We start from the raw sequence: 794 nt of genomic DNA, 5'->3' as shown, positions 1-794 counted from the left end.
GAATCATCCTTAGTTTTACTAGTTATACCGCGAGGTATATATCTTTTGGAGCGACTTTTGTCGAAGACAAGCGGAGCGAGAAAAGATATATAGCGAGCTTACGGATAAGCTAGAAAGAGCACACGGAGGATGCCTAGGCACCAGGAGCCGAAGAAGGACGTGGCGAACAACGATAATGCCTCGGGGAGCCGTAAGCAGGCTTTGATCCGGGGATGTCCGAATGGGGGAACCCACGTGAGGTAATTCTCACGTACCATGCAGTGAATACATAGCTGCATTGGAGGCAGACGAGGGGAACTGAAACATCTAAGTACCCTCAGGAAAAGAAAACAAAAGTGATTCCGTCAGTAGCGGCGAGCGAAAGCGGATTAGCCCAAACCAGAGGGCTTGCTCTCTGGGGTTGTAGGACGCCGATGTGGATGCAGCAGGTTAGGTGAACCGGTCTGGAAAGGCTGGCCATAGTGGGTAAGAGCCCCGTAGCCGAAAGTCTGCGAACATCCTAGGCGTATCCTGAGTAGGGCGGGACACGTGAAACCCCGTCTGAATCCGGCAGGACCATCTGCCAAGGCTAAATACTCCCTGGTGACCGATAGTGAAGCAGTACCGTGAGGGAAAGGTGAAAAGAACCGCGGGAGCGGAGTGAAATAGAACCTGAAACCGTGTGCTTACAAGAAGTCAGAGCCCGTTAACGGGTGATGGCGTGCCTTTTGTAGAATGAACCGGCGAGTTACGTTCCCGTGCAAGGTTAAGGTGAGAAGCCGTAGCCGCAGCGAAAGCGAGTCTGAATAGGGCGC

General features: G+C 52.8%; 1 rRNA gene. It reads left to right on the top strand.

What is annotated here, in order from left to right:
• Window positions 1-102 precede the first annotated feature (102 nt).
• A 23S ribosomal RNA gene (locus PEL01S_RS34225) occupies window positions 103-794 on the top strand; the annotation flags it as partial.

This window comes from Paenibacillus elgii NBRC 100335, assembly GCF_004000865.1.
In the GTDB taxonomy this organism is placed as follows: Bacteria; Bacillota; Bacilli; order Paenibacillales; family NBRC-103111; genus Paenibacillus_G; species Paenibacillus_G elgii.
Note: the sequence above shows the minus strand (reverse complement) of the source record. Positions and strands in the feature narration are given on the sequence as shown.